Source organism: Nitrosophilus alvini, assembly GCF_015100395.1.
In the GTDB taxonomy this organism is placed as follows: domain Bacteria; phylum Campylobacterota; class Campylobacteria; order Campylobacterales; family Nitratiruptoraceae; genus Nitrosophilus; species Nitrosophilus alvini.
On the sequence record NZ_AP022847.1, the window covers coordinates 238,513 to 263,959 of the forward strand.

Consider the following 25,447-nt stretch of genomic DNA (forward strand, 5'->3'; position numbering starts at 1 on the left):
ATGGGTGAGACGGCATTCATCATAGAGACAGTTATAAAAATTCTTATAGTTTTGGGTGTATTTTCTGCACTGGCTGGTTTTGCTACATATGCGGAAAGGAAAGTACTTGCATTTATGCAAAGAAGACTGGGGCCAATGCATGTAGGCCCATACGGGTTGCTTCAGGTTTTGGCTGACGGTATAAAACTCTTTACAAAAGAGGATATCGTACCGCAAAACGCGATAAAGCCTATATTTAAAATTGCACCTGTTATAACTGCCGCTACAGCGTTTATGGCTATGGCTGCAATTCCTATGTTCCCTGAGTTTACAGTAGGTGGATATACTGTCAAACCGATAATAGCCGATATCAATGTTGGACTTCTTTATGTACTGGGTGTTATGGCGGTAGGTATGTACGGGCCGCTTCTTGCCGGTATGGCTTCAAGCAATAAATGGGGACTTTTGGGAGCGGCCAGGACAGTTATTCAACTTTTGAGTTTTGAAGTTGTAACCGGTCTTTCCGTACTTGCCCCACTTATGATTGTAGGATCACTTTCTTTGGTAGATATCAACAATTATCAAGCGGGCGGAGTATCAAACTGGCTAATTTGGAGTCAACCTGTTGCTTTTTTACTCTTTATGATAGCAGGGTTTGCAGAAACAAACAGAACACCGTTTGACCTACTTGAACATGAGGCTGAAATCATTGCAGGATATGCTACAGAGTACTCAGGTATGAGATGGGGGATGTTCTTTATAGGGGAGTATGCCAACCTGTTTACCGTTTCATTCCTTGTAAGTATTATATTCCTTGGCGGATTTAACGATCTTTGGTTTATACCCGGGGCTATAGCGATACTTCTAAAAGTATTTTTCTTTATATTCCTGTTCCTTTGGGTTAGGGCGGCGTGGCCTCACATAAGACCTGATCAGTTGATGTGGCTGTGTTGGAAAGTTTTGATGCCTATAGCAGTTTTGAATATAGTAATAACCGGCATCGTTTTGATGATATAAGGGGATAAGATGGTCGAACAATTTAAAAACAGAAATATCGGTCAACAGAACTACAAACTGATCGAAATTGAAGAGTATCCCAAAACACCATGGGAGAAATTTAAAAGAGTTGTCAGAAGAACTTTCAGATATGAGCTTTTTGTAGGGCTTTGGATAGTGTTCAGGGAGATGGTGAAATTCAACATACATACCGTGAAATATCCAAAAGAGAAGCTACCGATAGGACCAAGATATAGAGCAGTTCATAAACTTTTGAGGCTTCTGGAAAGTGGCAATGAAAGATGTATCGGCTGTGGCCTTTGCGAAAAGATATGTATAGCCAAATGTATCAGAATAGATACTAAAATGGATGAAAATAATAGAAAAATACCGACTGCATATACTATAAACCTTGGACGATGTATATTCTGCGGATATTGTGCGGAAGTTTGTCCAGAACTGGCGATCGTACATGGACAAAATTATGAAAATGCAAGTGAACAACGTGCACACTTTGTTTTGAAAGAGGATATGCTCACTCCACTCGATTTCCTTAAAGGGCAGAAAGAGTTCCCAGGGTTCGGTGCACCGAGTGATGATGCCGATAAATTTATCAAGAAAACACCGTTAGCTTATTAAAAGGGATAAAGATGTTTGAAGCAATAGCATTTTATCTGTTTGCTGCACTGACAATAGTAATGTTTAGTATAACAGTCATGACAAAAAATGCACTCTATGCTATGAGTGCGCTTGCTGCCGGAATGATTTTTATTTCCGGATTTTTCTTCCTGCTTGATGCAGATTTTCTAGGCGTTGTACAGATTGTTGTTTATACAGGTGCAGTGATGGCCCTATACGCATTCGGTATGATGTTTTTCGACTCTACGCGAGACATTAAAGAGAAAAATCCGAGCAAAAAAGTTGTATTTCTGCTTAGCGGAATGACAGCGGTTCTGCTTGTTATTATAGTTGTAGCTCCGATTATTTCACAAAAAGTCACACCTCTTTATCCTATGCTTGAAAATGTAGGAAATGCAGAAGCTATAGGTATTGTACTATTTACAAAATATCTCGTTCCGTTTGAGGTAGCTGCAGTTATGCTTCTTGTTGCCATGATAGCCGGCATAATACTAGCAAGCAAGCAGATGGATGAGAGTCTGACTCTGATAGAAGATGAAGAAATAGAAAAAAAGGCTGTGCAATGATTACACTAAGTCATTATCTGATCGTTGCTGCAATACTATTTGCAATCGGTTTGGTCGGTATTTTGAGAAGAAAAAATCTATTGATGCTTTTCTTTGCCACAGAGATGCTGTTGAATGCCGTAAATATCGGTTTTGCGGCTGTTTCTAAATTTTATGGCGATTTGACAGGACAGCTTTTTGCATTTTTTATAATTGCAATTGCTGCTAGTGAAGTGGCTGTGGGTCTTGGATTGTTGATAATCTGGTATAAAAGAAGAGGCAGCATCGACCTCGATACGCTCCAAACAATGCACGGGTAAGGAAGAGGAATGGAAAAATATCTATATATTGCACTTTTTGCACCGTTAGTCGGTTCTTTATTTGCAGCTATTTTCGGTGCACAACCGAAAAAGCTTTTTACCGGAATTGTTACATCGGCACTGCTTTTTGTTTCTCTTTTCAGCTCACTGTACTTACTTTATTACGTATCAAGTACTGGAGAGATTGTCCATGTAACGCTATTTGAGTGGATAAAAGTAGGGGGACTCGATATTCCGTTTGGATTTGTCGTTGATAACGTATCAGCTATTATGATGGTAACGGTTACAACGGTTTCCGCTCTGGTACATGTATATTCGATCGGATATATGAAGCATGATAAAAGTTTCAACAGATTTTTCTCTTATCTGTCGGCTTTCGTTTTCTCAATGATGGTTCTTGTGATGAGCGACAACTTTGCCGGTCTCTTTATAGGATGGGAAGGTGTCGGTCTTTGTTCATGGCTTCTTATCGGTTTTTGGTATCACAAAAAAGATGAAACAAGAGATGTCAATCCGTCTGTTAGTCCTTCATGGGCTGCTAATGAAGCGTTCATTATGAATAGAATAGCGGACCTGGGTATGCTTATCGGCCTCTTCCTTATATATTGGAATGTGGGAAGCCTTCAGTATGATGTTGTTTTTAAAGAAGTATCAGTTTTGAATATTTCCCTTGTTACGATGATAGGAATATTTCTTTTCATCGGGGCTATGGGTAAATCTGCACAGTTTCCGCTTCATACATGGCTTGCAGATGCGATGGAAGGTCCGACTCCCGTATCGGCCTTGATTCACGCGGCTACAATGGTTACTGCAGGAGTTTATCTTGTAATAAGGGCATTCCCTCTTTATTCTATGATTCCTGATGTGGGATTTTTTATTGCTAGTCTTGGTGCTTTTGTCGCAATCTTTGCGGCTTCTATGGCGCTGGTCAATCAGGATCTTAAAAGAATTATTGCCTATTCTACATTGAGTCAGCTTGGATATATGTTTGTGGCAGCAGGCCTTGGTGCTTATTGGATAGCACTTTTCCACCTGATGACACATGCATTTTTCAAAGCACTTCTGTTCCTTGGTGCTGGTAATGTTATGCACGCTATGGATGATGAGCTTAATATATTTAAAATGGGTGGGCTCCACAAGGTGATGAGATGGACCGCAATAATGATGATAATTGCATCTGTAGCACTAGCCGGTATCTATCCTTTTGCGGGATTCTTCAGTAAAGATAAAATTCTTGAAGTTGCATTCGATTCGCACCACTATATCTTATGGTTTGTTCTTTGGGTTACTGCCGGTATGACAGCCTTTTACAGTTTTAGACTTGTAATGCTTGTCTTTTTCGGCGAAGAGAGATATAAAAAATTCGGTTTTCATCCACATGAAGCATACTGGTATATGCTGGCGGCTATGGCTCCATTGGCATTATTGGCTATCATTGCCGGTTTTTTCGAAGAGAGCTTTGAACATTTTGTGACACAGCTTCTTCCCGGATATGAGTTTCATGCACACGGCCTTGTAACATATGCTCTGATCGGAGTTACAACGCTGATCGCTCTAAGTGGCATCGGGCTGGCAGTTTACAAATACAGCAGAGGCGGATTCAGCGAAAAATGGAAAGAGACATTTATTTATAAACTTCTTTTTAATCAGTATTACATTCCGAAAATATATCAAGAAGTTATTGCAAAACCGTATGCTGAACTTTCCAAAATAGCTTGGAAAGATATCGATATGAGAATAGTTGACGCAACGGTTGATTTTATTGCAAATGTTATATACAAAACAGGTGAAAAAGGAAGAGTGGTTCAGAGCGGTAATCTATCCAAAATGCTCAGATGGATGGTTATAGGTCTGTTGATACTTCTTCTTTTTGTAATTTTTTACAGTCCGGTAAGGTAAGGAGATAGTTGATGAGTCATATTTTATCTGTATTGGTATTTTTCCCGGCACTTGCCGGAATGCTCGGGTTTATTGTAAAAAAGGACAGTATAAGGACGTACGGCATAACAGTTGCTGCTATAGAATTTATATTGTCTTTGTGGCTGTGGCTGGGTTTCGATTCTGCAAATGGCGGTATGCAGTTTGTTGAAATTGTGCCACTTATTCCTCAATTTGGTGTCAGCTATTATCTTGGTGTTGACGGTATATCATTGTTTATTATACTGCTATCTACTTTTATAACATTAATAGGTTTAATATCACTGACTATAACCAAGAATCTCAAGAATCTTATAATTTCTCTACTTTTTCTTGAAATGACAATGGTTGGAGTCTTTGTTTCTCTTGACGCGATTCTTTTCTACATTTTCTGGGAACTCTCTCTAGTCCCTATGCTTTATATTATAGGGTACTGGGGTAGTAATCTTAGAATCTATGCATCTATTAAATTTTTCCTATATACCTTTACCGGATCGTTGATAATGCTTATCGGTATGCTTTTTATGGCATATCTTTATTATGAAGCTACAGGAACGATAAGTTTCGCAATTCCTGACTGGCATAGACTTATAATTCCATTTGACCTTCAGCTATGGCTCTTTTTGGCATTTTTTATCGGACTTGCTATCAAAGTCCCGATGTTTCCGTTCCATACTTGGCTTCCGTATGCTCATGGTCAGGCACCGACTATCGGTTCTGTGATACTTGCTGCGGTTCTTTTGAAAATGGGTACATACGGTTTTGTCAGACTTTCATTGCCGATATTCCCTGATGCGGCTGTAGCTGCTATAACGCCTATAGCAATTTTGTCTCTTATCATGATTATATATACCGCTATGGTTGCGTATGCTCAAGAAGATATTAAACAGGTAATCGCATACAGTTCAATATCTCATATGGGTGTTATTGTTCTGGGTACCTTTGCTATGAACGCCGAGGGAATAGGCGGGTCTATATTTTTAATGCTGAGCCACGGTATAGTGAGTGGGGCGCTGTTCATGCTCGTAGGTAATATTTACGACAGACGCCATACGAAACTTATGAATGAGTTTGGTGGTCTGGCTTCTGTTATGCCGGCATATGCTACTATATTTGGAATAATGCTGATGGCTTCTGTAGGACTTCCTCTGACAATCGGTTTTGTAGGTGAGTTTTTGAGTCTTTTGGGATTTTATAAAATATCTCCTATGATGACACTTTTGGCCGGTTTTTCAATAGTATTGGGTGCAGTTTATATGCTGACTCTTTATAAAAGAACATTTTTTGGTCCTATTACAAATGATAAGAACAAAACTTTGTCAGATTTGAACGCCAAAGAGTTAACTTCTCTTATTCCTCTGGTTCTTGTTGTTGTCTGGCTCGGCGTATACCCAAAACCTGTACTCGGTCCGATCGATAACAGTGTTCAGAATCTTTTGGAACTGATGGATAAAAAGGCTATAACTAAAGAAGCAAAAGAGATTTTAAGCTCTAACAGAGCGGAAGTGGAGGCGAAATAATGGAGCCTATTAACGTAAGTTTGGAATCACTCAATTTAGTAACATTAGCTCCTATGCTAATTGCCATTGCCGGCGGTTTGACTATTCTTTGTATAGACCTTGTGGCAAAAAATCTGCACAAATCGCTTTATGTAATGCTTGCAATTCTCTTTTTGTTTGTTGATTTGGGAGCGATAATAGGTCTTGAAGTAAACCAAAGAGGTTTTTTCGACGTTATGCTTGTAGACGGCATTGCAATACTTTCTCAGATTATAATGGTTTTTGCTTCTATGCTGTTTATTCCGCTTGCACTAACGTCTAAAAGATTTCATGAATTTTCAATGCCGGAGTTTTTTGCGCTCTTTTTATTTATGGTGAGCGGATTTCAGTTTATGGTCGCGACAGATAACTTGATACTGATATTTGTGGGTCTTGAGACTGCAAGTCTTGCTCTTTATACGATGATTGCTATGCATAACAGAGAAAAATCCTTCGAAGCAGCCATAAAGTATTTTACAATGGGTGCTTTGGCTGCCGGTTTCTATGCATTCGGTTCACTTCTGCTTTACGCCCTCACAGGCAGTGTAGAGATATATAAAATTGCCGAAGTTCTTGCCGAGAGAGGATATGAACCTATAATGGTTGTTCTAGCCGCAGTTGCTTTTATGATAGCCGCTCTTGGTTTTAAGCTTTCAATGGTGCCTTTTCATACATGGACGCCTGATGTATATGAGGGAGCGAGTGCGGCTCTTGCCGGATACATGTCCGTAGTGCCGAAACTTGCAGGTTTTGTCGTAGCTATAAGACTGTTTGAGTTCTTGATCCATAGTGAAGTGATGTGGGTAAGGGATATTCTATATATAGGTGTTGTAATAACAATGACGTTTTCAAACATTGTCGCTCTGGTTCAGGATGATGTTAAAAGAATGCTTGCCTACAGCTCAATTAGTCATGCCGGTTTCGTAATGGCTGCCATAATGATAGGTACAACGCAGGCAAACAGTGCTCTTTTCCTCTATTGGGTACTTTTCCTGTTTACAAACCTGGGTGCATTTACTATGCTATGGATATCAAGACATAAAAGTCAGATATGGGATAAAAGATTTGACCATCCTTATTCAAAATTTTCGGGTCTTGTACATATAATGCCGGTTGCCGCAACAATCATGGCAATGTTTATGCTAAGCCTTGCCGGCGTTCCGCCGTTTTCACTCTTCTGGGGCAAACTTTATATAATGAGTGCTGCCGTAAATGCCGATTATATTGTTTTAGCTGTAATAATGGCTATAAACAGTGCTATTTCAGCCTACTATTATCTTAAACTTATAGTCTATATGTTTATGAGAGAGCCAGTTGTGGATAAAGAGACGATCTATTTTAAAAACACATCACTCTCTTTGAAAACTATTGTGGGTTTCTCAGCTATCACAACAATCCTGGCTACTTTGGCTGTATCCCCTCTTATGGAGTATATTACTTATTACGTTAAAATAAGCGGATTTTAATAAATCGGGCTTATGCCCGATTTTGAAAACTGTTTGCAATTTCAGCTTCCAGACTGCTTATATCTGCCGATATTTTGTCTTTAAACTGTGTCCTTGCGAAAGTCTGCTGTCTTTTTGCCAATTTTGCCGTGTTTATGCATATTTTTTCAAAAAGTTCCTCTTTTGTAAGTTTTCCGTCCAGATATTCAAGCGTCTCTTTTATCCCTATTGCACCCATAGGGTTGGGCAATCTTGTGTATTTTTTCTCCAGATATGCCACCTCGTCAATGAGTCCTGATTGAAGCATCTTTTTTGTTCGTTTTGCTATTCTTTCTCTTAAAATATCTCTGTTGATATCAATTTCATAAATTTTTATATTTTTTGTCAAAGCGATTCTGGGATGCTTTTCAAAGTAATCAGTCGCAGTTTCACCTGTTTCAAAAAAGATGTTCAATCCTTTTTCGATTCTGTATCTGTCTGAAGGTGTTATCTTCTTTGCGAAAAGAGGATCGATTTTTTTCAAAAACTCATATGCAGCTTTAGGATTTTTTAACAATTTGGCACTTTTTTGAATACTCTCTTTACTTATTTTTGGTAATTTGGAAATACCCTCTATCATACTTTTGAGGTAAAAGAGTGTTCCTCCTACGATAATAAGATTTTTATCAGATTTCAAGGCCTCTTTTTTTGCTTCCTTGTAAATATCAAAAAATCTCTCCACACTGAAATATTCATCTGGATATATCTCATCTATGCCGAAATGCCTTACGCTTTTGAGCTCCTCTTTAGAAGGTTTGGCTGACGCAATATCAATCTCTTTATAGATAGAAAGACTATCCAAAGAGAGAATATAGGCGTTATGTTTTTTTGCTATTTTCAGTGCCAGGTCGCTTTTTCCGGAAGCGGTTGGTCCAATTATTGCTATCTCAATCATGTTCGAATTATAACTTAAACTATTAATTGATACAATATCGTTTAATAATTTATGGAGTTATTTTTATGGATAGGATACTGAAAGTTTTAAGAGATTTCAATGAACTTGTCATGTTCAAACATACTGTATTTTCACTTCCGTTTATATTTATAGCTATGGTAGTGGCTGCAGATGGATGGTTTGGATGGAGATTGCTATTTTTGGGACTTTTAGCTGCAGCGAGTGCCAGAAACTTTGCCATGGGTATTAACAGGTATCTTGACAGAGACATCGATGCCAAAAACCCCAGAACTGCAAACAGACCCAGTGTAGACGGTAGAATAGACGAGAGTAAAATACTGCTTTTCATAGCGATAAACGGCCTGATATTCATTGTAACCGCTTATTTTATAAATGATCTTGCATTTATGCTCTCTTTTCCGATTCTGCTGATTTTGGGAGCATACTCATATTTTAAAAGATTTAGCTACACGGCCCATATAATTCTAGGTATTTCTTTGGGTCTCGCTCCGATAGCGGGTGTGGTTGCGGTAAAAGCTTCAATTACCATGTGGTCGGTTTTCCTTTCTCTCGGAGTTATGTTTTGGGTAGCCGGATTTGACCTGTTATACAGCCTGCAGGATATGGAGTTTGACATAAAAGAGGGCCTACACTCTATTCCGTCCAGGTTTGGTGCAGATTGTACAATGTTTATTTCCAGGATATTCCATGCACTTACCGTACTCTTTTGGCTCTTTTTTACCGTAGAAGCCGGGTTGGGACTTTTTGCGTATCTTGCGGTACTGATATCTGCTGTTATGCTATGGTATGAACATTTGATAGTAAAACGCGATTTTACAAAAATCGACAGAGCCTTTTTCACAGTTAACGGATATTTAGGCATCATATTTTTCATATTGATAGTAATAGATAGGATAGTATATGCTTAAGAACGACTGGGGTGATATAGTAGAAGAAGCATATGATTCATTGGAGAGTGAATATAGAAAGTTTCTTGAAAAAAACAGCGGATATTTTCCCGATTTTGAAAATATGTTCAACGCCTTTAAAACGCTGCCTCTTGCAAATACAAAATATATCCTTTTCGGACAGGACCCGTATCCCAGACGCGAAAGCGCCATCGGATATGCATTTATCGATGCGAAAGTAAAAAGAATCTTTGATGATAAAAACGGCCTTTCCAAAGAGGTCAATAGAGCAGTTAGTCTCAGAAATTTTGTAAAAATGGCACTTGTGGCAGATGGAAGACTTTCACCGACCGATACTTCCAAAGAGGCTATTAAAAAAGTAAACAGAGACGATCTTATAGTAAGTATAATGGATCTGAAAAACAATTTTGAGAAAAATGGGATTCTTCTGCTTAACAAAGCACTTGTTTTTACATCAAAGAAAGATACCAGGCTACATCTGAAAAAGTGGCATCCATTCATAGCAAAACTTCTTGAACTACTTCAAAACAGAGATCTGGAACTTATACTTTTTGGCAATGCGGCAAAAGATATACTGAGTATCAAAGAGAGTAGAAAATTTAAAGTTTACCATATGGAACACCCATACAATGTCAGTTTCGTGACAAACAAAGAAGCACTCGATTTTTTTGGTAAAATGGAACTTTTAAAGAGACAATGATATTAAACGGATAATGAAATGAATAAAAAGATTCTTGCAGTAGTGTTATTTGGCATATATCTCTTTGCATCAGATATGAGCATCTGGCTAAGGCCGGACTACATTCCGGCTCCGAAAGAGAATCCCCTGACAAAAGAGAAAATAGAGCTAGGGAAACTGCTTTTTTTTGATCCGAGACTGTCACGCAACGATACGGTATCTTGTGCCACCTGTCATATACCGTACTACTACTGGACAGACAGAGTACCAAGGGCAGTTGGAATTGAGGGAAGGAAGGGTACAAGAAACACTCCTACTATAGTAAACGGTGCATATCTTCACACATTTTTCTGGGATGCAAGGGCTGAGTCTTTGGAAGAGCAGGCATTGGGTCCTATTGAGGCGAAAGCAGAGATGGATATCTCTGCAGAAGAGCTGGTCAAAAAACTCAAAAATATAAAAGGGTATGTTAAACTTTTTGAAAAGGCGTTTCCGGGGATTGGCATAACAAAAGAGACAATAGCAAAAGCGATAGCCTCCTTTGAAAGAACGGTAGTTTCTACAGAGTCAGCTTTTGACAGATGGGTTAAAGGAGATCAAAATGCTATAAGCGAGGAGGCGAAAGAGGGTTTTGAGATATTTAGAAACAAGGGCAAATGTATATCCTGCCACAGCGGCTTCAATTTTACCAATGAAAGCCTGAACAACATTGCTCTTGGTGACTCGGATCCAGGAGTTTTTGCAATAACCAAAAATCCCATATGGAAAGGGTGCTTTAAAACGCCGACTTTAAGAGATGTGGCCGAAACATCTCCATATTTTCATGACGGTTCGGTGCATACACTTGAAGAGGCTGTTTATATATGCGGCAATGGAGGTAGGTATAAAGATATGAAAGGAAGGTCTCCTTTTTTCAGAGATAGGGGACTGAGTATGGATGAAGTGAGAAAAGTTGTAAAATTTCTCGAGACACTGACAGGCAAGAGACCGGATATCGAAATACCATACGAATTTCCACAGTAAAAAGCTTTGAAGAGTTATCCCGGAATTTTCCCTTTGCACTCTTTTATGGTATAATTTCACTCCTCAAAGCGCCCGTAGCTCAGCTGGATAGAGCAACAGGTTGCGGTCCTGTAGGCCGGGAGTTCGAATCTCTCCGGGCGCGCCAGAGTGCTTCATACTCCCGATTTTAGGGGACTTTTAGTCTCGCGATTTTCCACTGTGCCCAAACTGTGTCAGCAAGTGTTATTCAGATATAAGAAAATCTGATATAAAGGTGGCTCTTTTTTTCTTTTTGCTTCTGATATATCTTGCATATTTTTGTAGTGTCATTGAGCTGTCTTTGTGACCAAGCATTTGACTAACCCAAAGGATATCTTCACCATTTGCTATCATTAGGCTTGCAAATGTATGTCTCATCTGATATAGATTTCTGTGAGGAATCCCCAATTTTTTTAAAGTAGGTTTCCAGTAATAGGCACTGATTTTATCACAGGTATTAAAGGGTCTGTTCTCATAGGTTTCAAAAACATAAATTGCCTTTTTTCTGGATAACTCTCTGTGCATTTGCAGATAAGGCATCAGAGGTTCTATAATGTCAATTTCTCTGATACTGTTTTTTGTTTTGGGCAGATAGTCTTTTCCTCTTCTTCTTGAGCGTTTGATCTGGATGACCTTTTCTTTCCAGTCTATATCTTCCCATTTCAGACCTATAAGCTCACCTGTGCGCATACCTGTGAAAAAGCCTGTTGCAAAAAAAGCTCTGATGTGTTCGGGCATCGCATTTAAAATGGCAAAAATTTCCTCTAAGGTGAACGGACGTTTTTCTCTTACTTCTTCTATTTTTGGAGACTTTACAAGTTTAAAAGGATTTTTTTCAATAATCTCATCTCTAACCGCATCTTCAAAAATGATATTGAAGATTTTTCTCACCTTTGCCAATGTTGAACCCGAAACTTTATCCAAGAGCCTGTTTTGCCATTTGGCAATATCAGAGGGTTTGATTTTATCAAGCCTTTTCGATTTAAAATAGGGCTTGATATGGCATTCATACCTTTGGATATAGTCTTTTTGTGTAATTTCTCTTCTTTCGTGCCTGTGGATTTCAAAACTTACTTTGGCAAATTCACCGACAGTTGGCACTTTTGGTTTCTCATTTTCAAAGAACTCACCGGAGTTAAGCTTATAAAGCAGTTCCGGTATGATTTTTTGCTGGGCGAGTTTACGATTGGCTTTGGTGTCGTCTAATCCCAAAGACTTTCTATATCTTTTTGATTGATGATAAAATGTTATGTACAATCTGCCGTTGCGACTGGTCAGTGTCATCTCTTTCCTTTCCGACCACCCAATCGTCAATCGCAACCCTGTCAAATAAAATTTTACCAGCTTTTTTGAAATAGTGAATATTTTCTATGAACTGTTCATTCTTGAGTTTATAGATCCTGTCTTTAGAATATCCAAGATATTGGCTAAGCTCTTTTACATTAAGCCACCTTTTTTGAGTGCTGTTTGTCAATGCTTTTTTAATAGCTTCTATATCCTTTTCAATCTTTTCTATTTTGTTGAGATTTTCAAACTTTATATCCATATTCTCCCCCTATATGTTGATTTCGGCTTCAAGGTTTCGTTTTACGATCTCCTCGTAAAGCAATTGATGTCTTGCCTTCATAAGATCATCTTTGTTAGAGTCAACATTTAGCACTTTTGATATTTTTTGATACTCTTGCAATAGTTCATAATTATTGAGTCTCTTTATAGATCTTGACTTTAAAGGCTTGATGATCTCTCCATTTTGCAGCAATCTTAGATTTTCTGTCTCACCGTTTTGCTTTTGGATTATTATTGGTGTATAAAAGTCTTCTTTTGAATGATTGTTTGCCTTTAATGACTTTTCCACCTTTTCATAAAGCTCTTCATATAGCTCTTTGGTTATGAATATATTGTGAGCTTTTGCTTTTCTTGCAAGTCTTATATGCTCCTCTATAAACATCTCTTCGTTAAACAGATAGCTTTTTGACTTTATTCTCTCAAGAGGTGTTTGTATCTGCATAAACTCTTTGATTTCATATGAGTTTTTGATATGGAGCCAAAGAGGATCTGTTTTTGCTCTGTACCTGTTTTTTTCTTTTATAGTTTCAGGCAAGGCAAGCCGTATCTCATCCATTGCTTTTTTAAAAAGTGATTCTGCATTTTTTAAAAGATCTTCTATGGTATCTATCTTGTAGTTTTTCAGATACTGCCTATGAATCTCAAATTCAATATTGAATATCGGCTCTTCCAAAGAGAAGGCGTTATTTAGAAAGAATTCCTGCATCAATGTTGATTTACTGCTGTTTAACATTTCAATTCTTTTGTCATAAATTCTAAGCATAAAGGGTTTTTTGCCGATATATATAGTTTCAAGTCTTTTGGAGGTGTAAAGTTCTTTATAGATTAGTGCAGATTTCTGTTTTCTTGTAACAAACATATCCTTATTTACAAAGCTCATATCATATTGGACGAATGTATTTAGATCAGCTCTTGTTACAGGCCTGTAAGCAGTTGTAAAATCCTGCAGAATATCCTCTATCAAAGCAAGCATGGATTTTATGCCAATGGTATATATTCCATCAGCCAGGAGCTGTACTCTTATATTGTGTAGATTTTTATTGGTATAAGGGTCTTTGAATCCGATTTTAAAAAAGCGGTTTGTATCTTGAAGCCAAATGAATCCTTCTGCATTGCCAAGAAATTCAAGTGTTAAATCTTTTAAGGTTATGATAATATCTTTGTTTTTTATTTTCAGATAGTTTTTCTCGTAATTATCTTTTGTGGTTTCTATCTGATCTAATATATTTAGATACAGATCATCATATCTTTTGTTGGTCTCTAAAAAGTAGTATAGAGTATCTATACCGGAAATAGTTTTTGGTTTGTCAAATAGTTTGACATCAGTTTTTAACTTCATACTCTTTCCTTTTTTATTTTTGTGTTTTGTATAGGGGTGTTACTAATACCCCTATACTTTGCACCGCATTGGAGCCTCTTCGCAAAATTGCGCCTCTTCTCCAATGCTGCGCAACTTCCCGGAGCTGACGCCTCGATGCAGCTCGCCCGGGCTGCAGTCTTTCAAGCTCGTTGTCAGGCCTCCGCAAAGCTACGGCCTATATCCCGTAGAATTGGCATTTGCCGATAGTCGCCACCTCTACTTCAACATCACTGTTCTCTTTGCCTTTGTACTTGATAACTTCACCTGTCTCTTTATTTACATAATCTGCCTGCGTGAATATGTGCAGCAGATGACCTTTTAGGATAAGCATTTCGTCTCCTTTTGCATTTTTTGGAGACTGCCGGCAGTCGTTTTTTGTTGCAACAGGAAAATTGTAAAGAAATTTGATGAGAAAAAATGAGGAGTTTTTACTTAACTGGGTGTAAAAATTCGGATGGAAATAATTGAAAAAACATGTTAATAGGATGCTCATTGAAAAATCTTTCTGCATCCATTGATATGAAGCTTATTTCTGGAAGTTCTTTTTTTAATTCTTTAAAAAAATCATCATACTGTTCTATTACAGAATCTGGATAAATTTTATTAGAAGTTTTGTTTTTAAAGATTGGAAGTCCTCCTAACCGACCAGAGATATAAATTTTTCTAAGTAGATCAGCAGAATTTTCTTTAATATAGTAACCAAATAAAATATATAAAATTTCATTTACAATATTTAATGCATATGATGATTTGATCTGCATTTTTTGCCGAAAATATGCATTAAGAACAATTGCCAAACTCTTATATATAATTTCTTCAGAATGAATTGGAGTACTTGAAAAATATAAATATATTTTCTTTATAATTGATTTCATCCAAGTTTCATCCTCTTTAAATTTGATCTGCTCTATGGGAATAAGTGTATATATATTTAAAAAAATCTCTGTAAACGGCCGGTTATGGATCATCATTCTGAATAATACTGCATATATTTTGGATGATCCTGGAAAAGTGTTACACATATCAAAAATTTCTTTTCTAAATTTTCTATATTTTTTTCTAAATTTGACTTTATCGCTCTTTAATCCAGCGAAGCTGTTTTCATACTCATCTGAATTGTAAAAATCTATCGACTCGAGATATCTGTAAATTAAAAAAAGAACATAATAGGTATGAAAAAATATTTTTCGGTTTTCAAAAAATACTACTTTTTCATATTGCCGTAGTTTATAAAAAGGATTTTTAAGTTGATAGAATATTGAAGCATATTTATGCTCATGAAATTGGTTAAAAACTTCTATTGTATTATGAGTAACAGTTTTATCTTTTGGTGAATTTTTTATACCTATTTTTAGGTTTGGCTTCAGTTCATAATAATCATAATATTCGTGCAGAATATATTTTTTGTTTATCACTTTAAACCTTTTGTTAACTTTTTAGTTGATACTATTAGTTAAAATGTTATATCTTTGTACAATAAAAGACAAGTTGTTTCTTTATGAAATTTCAAAAAATATTACTTTTTTATCACTATATTGTATTATAGTATTTATAAATTTTTTGAATTTTTAAAGAGAGGTTATTTATGGGTATTGAGAATACAGAAAAAAATTATGTGAAACTTCTAAAAACTTATTTGATAGAAAATGAAAACTCTTATCTTTTAAGCGATATTGGTAAAAATAAAATTGCTATGATTTCAGGCGAATGGGGAAGCGGAAAAACATTTTTTTGGGACAATATTAGAAAAGAGTTGAATGAAAAAAAAGTGAAAAATATTTATATAAGTTTGTATGGAAAAGATTCAATACAAGCGATTGAAAATGAACTATTGTTAAAAGCATATAATTTGAGTTTAGGGAAAAAAGACGATGATGAGAATAGAGATATTATAGAGAAAGGTTTTTCGGTATTTACTCAAGTATCTACAGGTTTTAGTCCTTTAATAGGTTTTAATTTTGAAAAAGTTATTGAAACAGTTAAAGAGTTAAATATCGAAAAAAAATTTCAAAAAGCGGGAGAAGTTTTAAATGATGGAGTCATTATCTGTTTTGATGATTTTGAAAGAAAATCAACTGCTGTCAATTTAAACGATCTTTTTGGTTTTATAACGAATTTAACTATAGAATACAATTGCAAAGTGATTATTATAGTAAATAGTGAAGCTTTTAAAGATGAAGAAGCAAAAGTTTTCAAAAGAGTAAAAGAAAAAAGTATAAGCAAATATTTTCACTACAGGCCTGATAAAAAACATCTGTTTGATCAAATAGTCTCAAGTTTAAATAAAGAAAATCAAGAGTTAAATAAGAGAATTTTCTCAATTATTGATATGACAGATGTTTGCAATGCAAGAATATATATTCAAATAGTTAAAAATGTTTATGAGTATAATAATAAGTATGAAATTAATGATAATTCATTAAAAATTTTGGTATTGAATACGATATTTTTTAGTATCTATCATGAAACAATTAAAATATCGAATATAAAAAGTCCTATAACTAACCTTTCTGAAAATTTTTCAGAACTTTTGATAACTGTATTTTATACATTTGTAAATAACTATAAAACTAACAAATTGAAAAAAGAGGCTTTTTTGTCGCGCCTGAAAGATAGAGTTTATTATGAAATAGGAAATAAAAACCAGGAGCAGTACAAGGTATTATTGGAAACTATTGAAAAAAATTCGGATTATTTATATGATTTGTATAATTATGTTTTTGTTTATAATATATTAAATCAGACTAAAATAAATGAAAAATATTCTCGTATAATAGATAAAACTGAACAAGAAGTAGAAAATATTAATCAGATAAATAATTTTATTGAAACAGGAATTCTTTTATAGAACTGTGCCCAAACTGTGCCCAAAATTAACTAAATTATGCTAAAATCAAGAAAGTGACAGGATTGCGAAAGTCCGATTTTATGGTCTTTTGTGGTTTTTGTTTAAGGTTAAATTAAGCTCTCTCCGGGCGCGCCAGAGTGCTTCATGCCAGGAAAATTTATGGATGACAACTGCATAAACGGATTTGCTTTTCTGTTTATATTTTTAATGGTTTTCTCACGAATAGTTTCAAAGCAATTAAAAACTCGCTTTATTTCTATATCGGGAACTATAGTGCAGATTTTTATAGGAATAATCTCTTTGATAATCTCTATATATTTCTTCAGTTTGTGCTGAATTTCATATTCCCATCGGACTCGGTTTCTTCTTGTACTCAAAAAAGACTTTTACCGCTTTGTAAAGATTTATAAAAAGCATAATGTTCGATATGGCTATTAATAGTGCCGAGAGTTTAGTCAAAGGTGCAAAAGGTAGCAGAAGAAGTGACAGATATGCCAATATATGTAAAATCATCTGAAGTTTTGCACTCTTTTCGGGTATCATCTCTCTCATAGTGGGAATATCAAAATACCCCATACTGCTCAGGTGGAACCATGCAAGAAAGGGGATGATTTTATAGAGCATTCCGTTTATCAAAGAGACTGCAAAACCGTACAGAAGCGTCACCGACGCTATCCATAGAAGAGAGTCGTTCGGTATAAACAGATAAAGAATAAAAAGCGCACCTCCTAAAGAGAGCAGCAAAGATGATATTCTCCAGTAGTTTATCGTTGTGTCTATCAGTTTTCTCTTTCTCTTTTCTATCAATTTGAATGTAGCTATACCAAAGAATAGAAAACAGAAAAGCACAGCTCCAAAAACGTAAGAAAAGTCTATAAAGAGTGTGGCAGAAGTCAGAAACAGAAAGAGAAAGATAAAAGGGGCCAGCAGTTTTTTTATACTGTTTGAAAAATCCGGAGTGACATAGAACATTGGTACCACCTGGTAAGAAACTCCTATGATAAGAAGACCTGTCCAACCGAAAAAAGCCCAAAGAGCATGAATGTCCACAAAGGTTAAAAAAGATTCGCCTGTTTTTGAGAGTCCCAGTGATACAAGCATATGAACTCCCAGAAGCAGGGCTATAAAAAGTGAAATAATGGAAAATCTCATAGAAAATACCGTATGGTTTGAATATGAAGAACGAAATACTTTATATCCCGTTACAATTGCAAAAATGCCTATGGAAAAAAGAAGAAACAAAGATGCTGCCATAAGAAGTTTTGAAAATGAAAAGTAGAGTCCTATGCCCATCAAAAGAGTTCCCAAAACAAGAGCGGTATGTATGATTTTTGCAAACAACAGAGGTTTAGGAAATCTCACCCCTACAAGCACAGGGAGCATCTGTTGCATTGCTCCTATCATTACCATTGTCATAAATCCCAGAGTTATTAGATGAAGTGTAGCTATCATTTCAGGCGAATATCTGTTTGCAAAGCTTGAAGCATCGGAAAAAAACATAAAAGCAGCCGCTAAAATACCAAAAATAGGCGCTGTCAGGAAAAAACGAAGAGGCGCTTCAAAAGGCGGTGCCTGGTCAAGAGAGAGTCCGGTGAACATCTGTTCTTTAACCCTTTTTTATTTTGTTTATGTATTCGATACACGCCGTATCGGAATTTTTACAGATATACAGATCAGCTCCATTTTCGTGTTCGAAAAGTTTGTAGGCAAAAGCGTTGTTTTTAAGAATGTCAAGAAAGGGAAGAGGTGCAAACCTATGAACCATATGGACATATTCGCCCTCTTCAAGTTCTCTTAAAGCCTGCATGACTTTCTGCATAGGCTCAGGCGGTTCAAGGTCTCTGGTATCTATGAGTATCTCTTTCATAATTTTTCCGTTATATGTAATTCGTGTATTGTAAAAAATAAAGATTAAGAGTTAAGAGGCAAAGAGATTTTTGCCTCCACCGATTTTTATACTTTTACTTTTTGCATATCCTCAAGAATTTTGTCTTTTTCTGCGCTCAATACATGTTCTGCCATATTATATAGTATCTGTTCTTCTTTCATATTGTGCTGCTGAACCAGAATCATAAAAGTTTCTGCATGTCCTAGAAATTTCTCTTTATCTTTTTTTTCTATTGCGTCAGCCATTTCCATCATCTCTTTTTTTATCTGGTTATGTTCCATTCTCATAACGTTTGTAGGTCCTTCGCTTGTTCCTGTTTTTTCCTCTATAGCCGGAAAAAGAACCTCTTCTTCCATGCTAAAATGTCTTAGCATCGCTTTGTGAAAAGGAACAAAAAGCTCAAGAGCTTTATCCCAATTGCCACTTAATACCGCTTCTTCTACCGGCGCGAAAATATTATCACATTCTCTGTGGTCATGAGTCATAAAGTTTTTTATACTTGTCATGATTTATTCCTTTTATGGATAAAATTTTGTTTTGAAATATTATCCAATTACATTTTTTATTTTCTTGATTTTGGTCAAAGAGAATCACTCCTGCTCTTTTGAACTCTTCTGTGCTTCCGCTATAAGGACATCTTCAATAACTTTGTCGAGATCACCGTCAAGAATGGCTTCTACATTGCTGTACGCTTTGTTGCTTCGATTGTCTTTGACCTGCTGATATGGAGCCAGAACATAGCTTCTTATCTGATGTCCCCATCCGATTTCGCTCTTTTCTATTCCCTCTTCTTCGGCTTTTCTCTTTTCAAGCTCAAGTTCGTAGAGTCTTGATTTCAGCATCTTCATAGCAGTTGCCCTGTTTTTGTGCTGGCTTCTATCGCTTTGGCACTGTACGACTATGCCGGTGGGGATATGTGTGATACGGATTGCAGAATCCGTTTTGTTGACGTGTTGTCCTCCCGCACCGCTGGCTCTGTAAGTATCGACCCTGATATCTTTGTCTTCTATCACAATATCGATATCATCATCTATTTCAGGCGATACCATGACGGAAGCAAACGATGTGTGTCTTCTTGCATTGGAGTCAAAAGGGCTGATTCTTACAAGCCTGTGGATACCGTTTTCCGTTTTCAGGTATCCGTATGCATTCTCGCCTTTTATGATGAAACTCACGTCTTTTATTCCTGCCTCTTCGCCCTCCTGGTAGTCTAGCAACTCCACTTTGAAACCGTGTCTCTCTGCCCATCTGAGGTACATACGGTAGAGTATGCTTGCCCAGTCCTGACTCTCTGTTCCGCCGGCTCCTGGGTGTATGGATACTATGGCGTTCTTGTCGTCGTTTTCTCCGCTAAGCATCACTTCTATTTCTACTTTTGAGACTTTCTGTTCAAGGTCATCGGCCTCTTCGTAAAGCATAGCTAGAGTCTCTTCATCATTCTCTTCCGTAGCCATTTCAAAAAGCTCTTTAGCATCGGTCACGGCGTTTTTTGCTTCGTTATATTTTTCAAGTAGACGGGAAAGCCTGTTTTTCTCTTTCTGGACTGCTGCGGCCTTCTTCGCATCATTCCAGAAATCTTCACTACTTTCAAGCTGCTCTATCTCCTTGAGTCTTTTTTCTATAACTTCCGGTTTGATGATATTTTTTATATTTTCTATCTTTTTTTCAAGTCTTTTTAAGAGTTCCGAATATTCGTAGCTATCCAAGCTTTTCTCCTGTAAAATGATATAATTTCAAAAAATTTGATTAAATTTTGATTGATATTATACTGAAAAAAGGCTTAATATGAAGATAATAAAGTATCCCACAGATTTTATGAAAACAAGAAAAGAGATAAAAGGAAAAGTGGGATTTGTGCCTACTATGGGAGCTTTGCATCAGGGCCACCTCTCGCTGATAAAGCAGGCAAGAGAAGAAAACGATGTAGTTGTCGTGTCCATATTTGTAAATCCCACTCAGTTTTTGCCGGGCGAAGACTTTGAAAAATATCCTAGAAAATATGAAGCAGACAGAGCAGTATGTGAAAGAGTGGGTGTTGATTATCTTTTTATGCCAGATGTGAAAGATATATATTTTGATGACGAAGCAAGAGTGACGGCTCCCAAAATAAAAGGATATATTCTTGAAGGTTTAAACCGTCCGGGCCATTTTGACGGCGTGCTTACAGTGGTAAATAAACTTTTGAATATTGTAAAGCCCGATATCGCCTATTTTGGCAAGAAAGATGCTCAGCAACTCTACCTGGTAAAAAAAATGGTCAGAGATTTCTTTTTGGATACAGAGATAAAAGAGTGCGATATAGTAAGAGAGCCTGACGGTCTTGCAATGAGCAGCAGAAATGTGTATCTGAGCGAAGAGGAGAGAAAGAAGGCGCTTTTGCTCTCAAAATCTTTAAAGAGGGCAGGAAAACTTATAATGGCCGGTGAGAAAAAATGTGATGTTTTGAAAAAGGCTATGGAGGAGATCCTAAAACCAATAGAGGTTGAATATATCGAGATAGTAAGCCGGGACTTTGAAAAGATAGACGAGATTCAAAAAGAGAACTCAATCATACTCGTTGCGGCAAAAGTGGGAAATACGAGGCTTATAGACAACCTATGGGTTTAAAACCCTGTCTATAATGATTTTTGCACCCTCAGGTTTTGCTATATCTTGCAGTTTTTCAGACATGCTTTTTATATCTGTTTCTAAAAAATCGAAAAAATCTTCAGGCTTTAGTTCGCTTTCTCTTTTTACAAATGCGGCGTTTCTCTCACTTAGATATTTTGCGTTGAAGTACTGATGGTCGGCTGCTGCATAGGGGTAAGGAATAAAAAGAGCCGGAAGAGCATTGGCGGCAAGTTCCCACAGTGTGCTTGCTCCCGCCCTTGAGACGGCAAAATCCGCTTCGGCAATTTTCAGACTGATATTTTTGTCAAAATCGAAAACATCAGCGTCAATGCCGGCCTTTTCATACTCCTTTTTTACTCTGTCAAAATCTCTGCTTCCGGTTTGATGAATGATGGCTATATCTCTTTTTTCAAGCTCTTTCGCGATTTTGATGGCAAAATCGTTGATAAATTTTGCTCCCTGACTGCCACCCAGAAAAATGACCGTTTTAACTTCGGATCTGATTCTTTGTTTTTTGAAAAATGTTTGTGACACCGGATAGGGAATGGGATTTTTTGTAAAAGATCCGAAAACCTCTTTTGCAAAAGGTGCCAAAATGCGATTAAGTTTTCCCATAATAGCATTCTGTTCATGTATATACAGAGGCGTTTTGTTCATAACTGCTCCAAACCCGGCGGGAGCGGCGGAATATCCTCCGACACTGATAACTGCTGTTGTAGCCTGTTTTTTTATGATTTTTTTTGCTTTCAGCGATGCTTTGAAGATATTTAGCAAAGAGAAAACTTTTTTTATACCTTTTTGATTAACGACTCCTTTTGTTTCGAAAAAAAAGCGCTCTTTAAAACCCTCGTCGTTTTCAAACCACTTTCTGTCTTGTCCGGCAGTCGAACCTATATAGACCGGTTTTATACCTCTTTTGTTAAGCTCTTCTTTCAATGCCCTTGCGATAGAGAGGTGGCCTCCCGTTCCGCCGCCGGCTATGACTATTGAAGGATTGGAAGTGATGGCTGACGAGGTTAAATTGCTCTCTTTCACTCAATTCTCCGGCTGTTTACTTTTTTGCTTATCATAAGAACCATACCGAGTGCAAGACCGTTTGCGAGCATTGCGCTTCCACCGTAACTTAAGAATGGAACAGCGATACCTTTGATAGGAGTTATTCCGCTGATTCCATAAGCGTTCATCATAAATGAAAAACCTATCAAAAGAGCGACTCCTATGCAGAAAAGGTAGTCAATCGGTTCTTCACTTCTGTTTGCTATGCGAAATATCCTGTGTATCAGTAAAACCACAACCAATGTAACGGCAAAAACTCCTATGAAACCGAACTCTTCGGCAATACCGGAGAGTACAAAATCGGTATGGATTTCACTTAAAAACCCTAATTTGAAACTTCCTTCGGAAAGGCCGGTTCCCGTTATACCTCCGTGGTGAATGGCATTGAGGGAGTGCGATATCTGATACGGCTCTTCCGTTACGTTCACTTTAAGTTTTTCGGCAAGAGTTTCTGGAAGGAAGTTGAGTATATAGTTCTGTGCGTTTGCCCACCACATTTTTATTCTGATGATTCTGTGCTCGGATACGAATATAAAAACAACAAAAAGGGTAAATGCTATACCTATAAGGGTGGCAAAAAGCTTAAATGTCCTGCCGGCAAAAAAGAGCATTATGCTGAGTGTCAGCCCCAGAACCATAACCTGACCCAGATCGTTTTGGAGAACGGCTATCAGAAGAACAGCTATGAAAAATACAAAAAGATAAGGGGTTATCAGTTTTATCTCTTCGATGAGGTTTTTCGGTTTGTCTGAAGCGGAAAATTTTCTCGAAAAACTCCATGCCAGAAAATAGACAAATCCCACTTTAAAAAACTCAACCGGAGCCAGAGAAAATCCGGGAAACCTTATCCACCTTTTTGCACCGCCGGCACTGGTTACCATATTTGAAGGTAGAAAATACATGATAAACATCAATATAAAAAATATCAGAAATATTGAAATGCCAAGATAGTTTGTCCATTTTGCCGGATCTCTTCTAGATAGCCACCACATTATAAAAATAGCGCCTATACCGGCTATAAGCTGTCTTACTACAAAATGGAACTCATTGTATCCGTAGTGTAAGATCGTATATGTTGTAAAAGAGTATGAACAGACAATTCCTGTTGTTATGAGAATTGCGGCAAGGATAAAAAGAGTTCTGTCGACCATCCGCTGCTTTCAGATTTGTTTGGTTTAGAGCATAAAATATTAAGTAAATATTTATATGCTTAGAGTTATCATTTTAGCGACTGTTTGCAAAAAAAATTATTAAGTTTTGAATTGCTTTCGAAAAGATATCAATCCAAAAAGAAAAACTTTTGATGAAAATTCCTAATAAACTTCTGAAGATTATCTCGCTTTTTGGCCTTCTTGTTTTCGGTTTTATCATATTTTTACTTGTTGTTTTCAAAATTATCATCGATGAGAGAAAACTTCCCTCTTTACAGATAAGTGAGAAAAACAGGGCGATAAGAGGTTCTGTTATAAGCAGTGACGGTTTCAACATCGCGTCTTCGAAAAAACTCTACAAAGCAAGTGTAAATACGAAATGTATAGACCCTGGCAAAAAAGAGCTTTTTATAAAGCTTTTTTCCATATACAGCGGAATAAACGAGAAGAAAATAAGGAAAATATTAAACAGCAGAAAAGGCACAGTTGTCCTTTCGTATTCTCTTGACCCGAAACAGGCAAACTATCTTAAAGAGCTTGCGAGAAAACTTTATAAAATGGATGTTTTTGTGGAATATATCGTAGGAGGAAGAAGTATAAAACAGGGTCTTTCGGTGACGGAGAGTGGAGAGAGCAGAATTTATGCATATGATGATATTCTTACGCCTGTTATCGGGTATGTGAGAAAATTTGAGGATGAGGGATATACAAAAATTTCAGGTGTCAAGGGAATAGAGAAGTATTACGAAGAGAAGCTGAAGCCCATACAGGACGGTTTGTTAAAAGGTTACAGAGATGTGGCGGGATATATTATTTTGAATCGTGATGCAAAAATCAAAAAGAGAATAGACGGTTTCAATGTTCACCTGAATGTATCTTTGAAACTTCAAAAAAATATAGAAAATATGCTTGACAGAATGAAAAAAGAGTTAAATGCGGATGAGATAATAGCCTGTGTAATGGAATCAAGAAGCGGTAAAATTCTCTCTTTGGCCAGTTCTAACAGATTTGATCCAAAATCGATAAGAAAAAGAGATTACAAATCACTAAATGCCGCAGCGATAGAGTATACGTTCGAGCCTGGCTCTGTTATGAAACCCGTAACATTCGCGTTGCTTTTGGAACAGGGACTTGTCAATCCGTACGATATAGTAAGGACATATAACGGTAGATACAAGCTGGGGCGAAAAATCATAACGGATGAACATAAAGAGGAGTGGATGAGTGCGGAAAACGTGATAGTCTATTCGAGCAATATAGGTATAGCACAGCTTGCACAAAAGCTCTCGAATGTAGATTTTTATTACGGGCTTAAAAAATTCGGTTTTTCGCAAAAGACAGGTATCGACCTTCCTTATGAACATATAGGATCAATTCCGAATCCAAGCCGGCTCAAAAGTGAAATATACAAAGCAACGGTAGGATATGGATACGGCATGAGAGCAACATTTATGCAGCTTATGTATGCGTATAATGTGTTTAATAACAATGGAAAAGCAGCAGTACCGAGACTGGCCAATTTTCTTAGCACCCAAAATCAGAAACAGTATGCACTTCCAAGACCTAAACAAAAAAAGGTTCTCTCTATCGGTGCCGCAAGCAGGATGCAGAAAATTCTTATAAAAACGGTTGAAAAGGGTACGGGAACGGCGGCAAGAATTGAAGGTCTTGTTATTGGCGGCAAAACGGGAACTGCGCATATGGTTGAGAAGGGAAAGTATGTCAGAAGTTACAACAGCTCCTTTTTCGGTTTTGCCAATGATGAAAAGAACCGCTACACAATAGGAGTAACAGTAATAAAACCGAAAAAAGTCTACTTCGCCTCTCAAACGGCAGTTCCGGTCTTCAGAGAGGTTGTCAAGATACTGATAGAAGAGGGTAGGTTAACTCCAAAGCTTTAGTTTAAATCTTCGCGCGGCAATATGCAGATGGCTCAATTAAATAAATTTTTGGTAAAATATACACTTTTAAGAAAACAGAATTTAAATTTAAAACTATAAGGCAAA

General features: G+C 37.0%; 25 protein-coding genes and 1 tRNA gene. 14 read left to right on the forward strand and 12 right to left on the reverse strand.

Annotated elements, in window-relative coordinates:
- Genes nuoH through nuoN form a run of 7 tightly spaced genes read left to right on the forward strand, consistent with a single transcriptional unit; the run spans position 1 to position 7,400 of the window.
- Positions 1-996: an NADH-quinone oxidoreductase subunit NuoH gene (nuoH, locus tag EPR_RS01385; protein WP_200763331.1), complete on the forward strand. Its 996-nt coding sequence runs from the start codon at positions 1-3 to the stop codon at positions 994-996.
- A 9-nt stretch (positions 997-1,005) separates the two neighbouring features.
- Positions 1,006-1,614 carry an NADH-quinone oxidoreductase subunit NuoI gene (gene nuoI / locus EPR_RS01390; protein ID WP_200763333.1) on the forward strand — a complete coding sequence of 203 codons (609 nt, stop codon included), beginning with the start codon at positions 1,006-1,008 and terminating at the stop codon, positions 1,612-1,614.
- Positions 1,615-1,625: 11 nt separating this feature from the next.
- Positions 1,626-2,180 carry an NADH-quinone oxidoreductase subunit J gene (locus EPR_RS01395; RefSeq protein ID WP_200763335.1) on the forward strand — a complete coding sequence of 185 codons (555 nt, stop codon included), beginning with the start codon at positions 1,626-1,628 and terminating at the stop codon, positions 2,178-2,180.
- Positions 2,177-2,479 carry an NADH-quinone oxidoreductase subunit NuoK gene (nuoK, locus tag EPR_RS01400; RefSeq protein WP_200763336.1) on the forward strand — a complete coding sequence of 101 codons (303 nt, stop codon included), beginning with the start codon at positions 2,177-2,179 and terminating at the stop codon, positions 2,477-2,479. Before EPR_RS01395 ends, nuoK begins: the two co-directional genes overlap by 4 nt.
- Before the next feature lie 9 nt (positions 2,480-2,488).
- Positions 2,489-4,378, forward strand: coding sequence for an NADH-quinone oxidoreductase subunit L (gene nuoL / locus EPR_RS01405; RefSeq protein ID WP_200763337.1), 1,890 nt, complete (start codon positions 2,489-2,491; stop codon positions 4,376-4,378).
- Between the two features lie 11 nt (positions 4,379-4,389).
- Positions 4,390-5,916 (forward strand): NADH-quinone oxidoreductase subunit M, encoded by a 1,527-nt coding sequence (locus tag EPR_RS01410; protein ID WP_200763338.1) that lies wholly within the window; start codon positions 4,390-4,392, stop codon positions 5,914-5,916.
- Positions 5,913-7,400, forward strand: a complete 1,488-nt coding sequence (nuoN, locus tag EPR_RS01415) for an NADH-quinone oxidoreductase subunit NuoN (RefSeq protein WP_420827464.1) — start codon at positions 5,913-5,915, stop codon at positions 7,398-7,400. Before EPR_RS01410 ends, nuoN begins: the two co-directional genes overlap by 4 nt.
- Positions 7,401-7,410: 10 nt before the next feature.
- On the opposite strand, the gene miaA is transcribed toward nuoN, so the two are convergent.
- Entirely contained in the window at positions 7,411-8,313 is a 903-nt protein-coding gene (gene miaA / locus EPR_RS01420; RefSeq protein WP_200763340.1) for a tRNA (adenosine(37)-N6)-dimethylallyltransferase MiaA, read from the reverse strand.
- A 65-nt stretch (positions 8,314-8,378) separates the two neighbouring features.
- On the opposite strand from miaA, the gene mqnP reads away from it, so the two are divergent.
- The 4 genes from mqnP (at position 8,379) to EPR_RS01440 (ending at position 11,089) form a co-directional block, all read left to right on the forward strand.
- Positions 8,379-9,242 (forward strand): menaquinone biosynthesis prenyltransferase MqnP, encoded by an 864-nt coding sequence (gene mqnP, locus EPR_RS01425; RefSeq protein ID WP_200763341.1) that lies wholly within the window; start codon positions 8,379-8,381, stop codon positions 9,240-9,242.
- On the forward strand, positions 9,235-9,942 hold the full coding sequence (locus tag EPR_RS01430; RefSeq protein ID WP_200763342.1) for a uracil-DNA glycosylase family protein: 708 nt from the start codon (positions 9,235-9,237) through the stop codon (positions 9,940-9,942). The genes mqnP and EPR_RS01430 overlap by 8 nt, the downstream gene beginning before the upstream one ends.
- Before the next feature lie 18 nt (positions 9,943-9,960).
- The gene (locus EPR_RS01435; RefSeq protein ID WP_200763343.1) at positions 9,961-10,944 is read left to right on the forward strand and encodes a cytochrome-c peroxidase; all 984 of its coding nucleotides are present in this window, start codon (positions 9,961-9,963) and stop codon (positions 10,942-10,944) included.
- A 68-nt stretch (positions 10,945-11,012) separates the two neighbouring features.
- Positions 11,013-11,089: transfer RNA gene (locus EPR_RS01440), tRNA-Arg, on the forward strand.
- Between the two features lie 77 nt (positions 11,090-11,166).
- On the opposite strand, the gene EPR_RS01445 is transcribed toward EPR_RS01440, so the two are convergent.
- From EPR_RS01445 to EPR_RS01465, 5 genes are all read right to left on the reverse strand, one after another.
- Positions 11,167-12,246: a site-specific integrase gene (locus tag EPR_RS01445; protein ID WP_200763345.1), complete on the reverse strand. Its 1,080-nt coding sequence runs from the start codon at positions 12,244-12,246 to the stop codon at positions 11,167-11,169.
- Positions 12,182-12,508, reverse strand: a complete 327-nt coding sequence (locus EPR_RS01450; protein WP_200763347.1) for a helix-turn-helix domain-containing protein — start codon at positions 12,506-12,508, stop codon at positions 12,182-12,184. Before EPR_RS01450 ends, EPR_RS01445 begins: the two co-directional genes overlap by 65 nt.
- A gap of 9 nt (positions 12,509-12,517) precedes the next feature.
- Complete coding sequence (locus EPR_RS01455) at positions 12,518-13,867, reverse strand: hypothetical protein (protein WP_200763349.1); 1,350 nt, start codon at positions 13,865-13,867, stop codon at positions 12,518-12,520.
- 196 nt (positions 13,868-14,063) lie between these two features.
- Positions 14,064-14,219, reverse strand: coding sequence for a hypothetical protein (locus EPR_RS01460; RefSeq protein WP_200763351.1), 156 nt, complete (start codon positions 14,217-14,219; stop codon positions 14,064-14,066).
- Positions 14,220-14,316: 97 nt separating this feature from the next.
- On the reverse strand, positions 14,317-15,303 hold the full coding sequence (locus EPR_RS01465) for a hypothetical protein (protein ID WP_200763353.1): 987 nt from the start codon (positions 15,301-15,303) through the stop codon (positions 14,317-14,319).
- Between the two features lie 170 nt (positions 15,304-15,473).
- Between EPR_RS01465 and EPR_RS01470 the strand changes: the two genes are divergently transcribed.
- Positions 15,474-16,736 carry a P-loop NTPase fold protein gene (locus EPR_RS01470; protein WP_200763355.1) on the forward strand — a complete coding sequence of 421 codons (1,263 nt, stop codon included), beginning with the start codon at positions 15,474-15,476 and terminating at the stop codon, positions 16,734-16,736.
- A 339-nt stretch (positions 16,737-17,075) separates the two neighbouring features.
- On the opposite strand, the gene EPR_RS01475 is transcribed toward EPR_RS01470, so the two are convergent.
- The 4 genes from EPR_RS01475 to prfB all read right to left on the reverse strand — a co-directional run bounded on the left by EPR_RS01475 (position 17,076) and on the right by prfB (position 20,330).
- Positions 17,076-18,335, reverse strand: coding sequence for a hypothetical protein (locus tag EPR_RS01475; protein ID WP_200763357.1), 1,260 nt, complete (start codon positions 18,333-18,335; stop codon positions 17,076-17,078).
- Positions 18,336-18,342: 7 nt separating this feature from the next.
- Entirely contained in the window at positions 18,343-18,603 is a 261-nt protein-coding gene (locus EPR_RS01480; protein WP_200763359.1) for a DUF2249 domain-containing protein, read from the reverse strand.
- An 86-nt stretch (positions 18,604-18,689) separates the two neighbouring features.
- Positions 18,690-19,130 carry a hemerythrin domain-containing protein gene (locus EPR_RS01485; protein ID WP_200763360.1) on the reverse strand — a complete coding sequence of 147 codons (441 nt, stop codon included), beginning with the start codon at positions 19,128-19,130 and terminating at the stop codon, positions 18,690-18,692.
- Between the two features lie 84 nt (positions 19,131-19,214).
- Positions 19,215-20,330: a peptide chain release factor 2 gene (prfB, locus tag EPR_RS01490; protein WP_200763361.1), complete on the reverse strand. Its 1,116-nt coding sequence runs from the start codon at positions 20,328-20,330 to the stop codon at positions 19,215-19,217.
- 79 nt (positions 20,331-20,409) lie between these two features.
- Here prfB and panC point away from each other — a divergent pair, with 79 nt between their 5' ends.
- The gene (gene panC / locus EPR_RS01495; protein ID WP_200763362.1) at positions 20,410-21,231 is read left to right on the forward strand and encodes a pantoate--beta-alanine ligase; all 822 of its coding nucleotides are present in this window, start codon (positions 20,410-20,412) and stop codon (positions 21,229-21,231) included.
- Here panC and murG read toward each other — a convergent pair.
- Together murG and EPR_RS01505 are read right to left on the reverse strand one after the other, a co-directional pair.
- The gene (murG, locus tag EPR_RS01500; protein WP_234697145.1) at positions 21,220-22,269 is read right to left on the reverse strand and encodes an undecaprenyldiphospho-muramoylpentapeptide beta-N-acetylglucosaminyltransferase; all 1,050 of its coding nucleotides are present in this window, start codon (positions 22,267-22,269) and stop codon (positions 21,220-21,222) included. The two genes, panC and murG, sit on opposite strands and share 12 nt — an antisense overlap.
- Positions 22,266-23,441 (reverse strand): peptidoglycan glycosyltransferase FtsW, encoded by a 1,176-nt coding sequence (locus EPR_RS01505; protein ID WP_200763363.1) that lies wholly within the window; start codon positions 23,439-23,441, stop codon positions 22,266-22,268. Before EPR_RS01505 ends, murG begins: the two co-directional genes overlap by 4 nt.
- A gap of 152 nt (positions 23,442-23,593) precedes the next feature.
- Between EPR_RS01505 and EPR_RS01510 the strand changes: the two genes are divergently transcribed.
- Positions 23,594-25,342: a peptidoglycan D,D-transpeptidase FtsI family protein gene (locus tag EPR_RS01510; protein WP_200763364.1), complete on the forward strand. Its 1,749-nt coding sequence runs from the start codon at positions 23,594-23,596 to the stop codon at positions 25,340-25,342.
- The last annotated feature ends 105 nt before the right edge of the window (positions 25,343-25,447 follow it).

Coding starts and splice junctions, on each gene's coding strand:
- nuoH (WP_200763331.1), top strand. CDS start 1: ATGGGTGAGACGGCATTCATCATAGAGACAGTTATAAAAATTCTTATA.
- nuoI (WP_200763333.1), top strand. CDS start 1,006: ATGGTCGAACAATTTAAAAACAGAAATATCGGTCAACAGAACTACAAA.
- EPR_RS01395 (WP_200763335.1), top strand. CDS start 1,626: ATGTTTGAAGCAATAGCATTTTATCTGTTTGCTGCACTGACAATAGTA.
- nuoK (WP_200763336.1), top strand. CDS start 2,177: ATGATTACACTAAGTCATTATCTGATCGTTGCTGCAATACTATTTGCA.
- nuoL (WP_200763337.1), top strand. CDS start 2,489: ATGGAAAAATATCTATATATTGCACTTTTTGCACCGTTAGTCGGTTCT.
- EPR_RS01410 (WP_200763338.1), top strand. CDS start 4,390: ATGAGTCATATTTTATCTGTATTGGTATTTTTCCCGGCACTTGCCGGA.
- miaA (WP_200763340.1), bottom strand. CDS start 8,313: ATGATTGAGATAGCAATAATTGGACCAACCGCTTCCGGAAAAAGCGAC.
- mqnP (WP_200763341.1), top strand. CDS start 8,379: ATGGATAGGATACTGAAAGTTTTAAGAGATTTCAATGAACTTGTCATG.
- EPR_RS01430 (WP_200763342.1), top strand. CDS start 9,235: ATGCTTAAGAACGACTGGGGTGATATAGTAGAAGAAGCATATGATTCA.
- EPR_RS01435 (WP_200763343.1), top strand. CDS start 9,961: ATGAATAAAAAGATTCTTGCAGTAGTGTTATTTGGCATATATCTCTTT.
- EPR_RS01445 (WP_200763345.1), bottom strand. CDS start 12,246: ATGACACTGACCAGTCGCAACGGCAGATTGTACATAACATTTTATCAT.
- EPR_RS01450 (WP_200763347.1), bottom strand. CDS start 12,508: ATGGATATAAAGTTTGAAAATCTCAACAAAATAGAAAAGATTGAAAAG.
- EPR_RS01455 (WP_200763349.1), bottom strand. CDS start 13,867: ATGAAGTTAAAAACTGATGTCAAACTATTTGACAAACCAAAAACTATT.
- EPR_RS01460 (WP_200763351.1), bottom strand. CDS start 14,219: ATGCTTATCCTAAAAGGTCATCTGCTGCACATATTCACGCAGGCAGAT.
- EPR_RS01470 (WP_200763355.1), top strand. CDS start 15,474: ATGGGTATTGAGAATACAGAAAAAAATTATGTGAAACTTCTAAAAACT.
- EPR_RS01475 (WP_200763357.1), bottom strand. CDS start 18,335: ATGTTCACCGGACTCTCTCTTGACCAGGCACCGCCTTTTGAAGCGCCT.
- EPR_RS01480 (WP_200763359.1), bottom strand. CDS start 18,603: ATGAAAGAGATACTCATAGATACCAGAGACCTTGAACCGCCTGAGCCT.
- EPR_RS01485 (WP_200763360.1), bottom strand. CDS start 19,130: ATGACAAGTATAAAAAACTTTATGACTCATGACCACAGAGAATGTGAT.
- panC (WP_200763362.1), top strand. CDS start 20,410: ATGAAGATAATAAAGTATCCCACAGATTTTATGAAAACAAGAAAAGAG.
- EPR_RS01505 (WP_200763363.1), bottom strand. CDS start 23,441: ATGGTCGACAGAACTCTTTTTATCCTTGCCGCAATTCTCATAACAACA.
- EPR_RS01510 (WP_200763364.1), top strand. CDS start 23,594: ATGAAAATTCCTAATAAACTTCTGAAGATTATCTCGCTTTTTGGCCTT.